Source organism: Streptococcus suis, assembly GCF_002964045.1.
Taxonomy (GTDB): Bacteria; Bacillota; Bacilli; order Lactobacillales; family Streptococcaceae; genus Streptococcus; species Streptococcus suis_U.
Genome location: NZ_POPB01000445.1, coordinates 1 through 923 on the forward strand (window position 1 = coordinate 1; position 923 = coordinate 923).

A 923-nucleotide genomic window follows, 5' to 3' on the forward strand; every position below is an offset into this window, starting at 1 on the left:
TGATTCTGAGACTGACTCGGATACTGACTCAGAAATTGACTCAGACACTGATTCTGAGATGGACTCTGAGACTGATTCTGAAATTGACTCAGACACTGATTCTGAGACTGACTCTGAGACTGATTCTGATACTGATTCAGAGATTGACTCAGACACTGATTCTGAGACTGACTCAGAGATGGACTCAGAAACTGACTCGGAGACTGATTCTGAGATGGACTCGCTTACTGACTCAGAGACGGATTCTGAAACTGACTCTGAGATGGATTCTGAAACGGATTCTGATAGTGACTCAGAGACGGATTCTGAAATGGATTCTGAGACGGACTCAGAAACTGATTCTGAAATGGACTCTGAGATGGACTCAGAAATGGATTCTGAGGTTGACTCAGAGACGGATTCTGAAAGTGACTCAGAAACTGACTCTGAAATAGATTCTGAAACTGACTCTGAGATGGACTCTGATACTGATTCAGAAATCGATTCTGAGACGGACTCAGAGATGGATTCTGAGACGGATTCAGAAATTGACTCAGAGACTGATTCTGAGACGGACTCAGATAATGATTCTGAGACTGACTCTGAGACTGATTCAGACACTGATTCAGACACTGACTCGGAGATGGATTCAGAAATTGACTCAGAGACGGACTCGGAGACTGATTCGGAGGCGGATTCTGAAAGTGACTCGGAGACGGATTCTGAGACGGACTCAGAGACTGATTCTGAAATTGACTCGGAGACTGACTCAGAAAGTGACTCGGAGACTGATTCTGATACTGACTCGGAGACTGATTCGCTTACTGATTCTGATACTGACTCAGACACTGATTCTGAGATTGATTCTGATACTGACTCAGACACTGATTCTGAGATTGACTCAGACACTGATTCTGAGATTGATTCTGATACTGATTCAGAAA

1 protein-coding gene is annotated in these 923 nt (G+C 43.8%); it reads right to left on the reverse strand.

What is annotated here, in order from left to right:
* Positions 1–888, reverse strand: an 888-nt coding sequence (locus C1E99_RS15600; protein ID WP_419580081.1) for a DUF445 family protein, incomplete at its 3' end; no start/stop codon positions are given.
* Positions 889–923 lie beyond the last annotated feature (35 nt).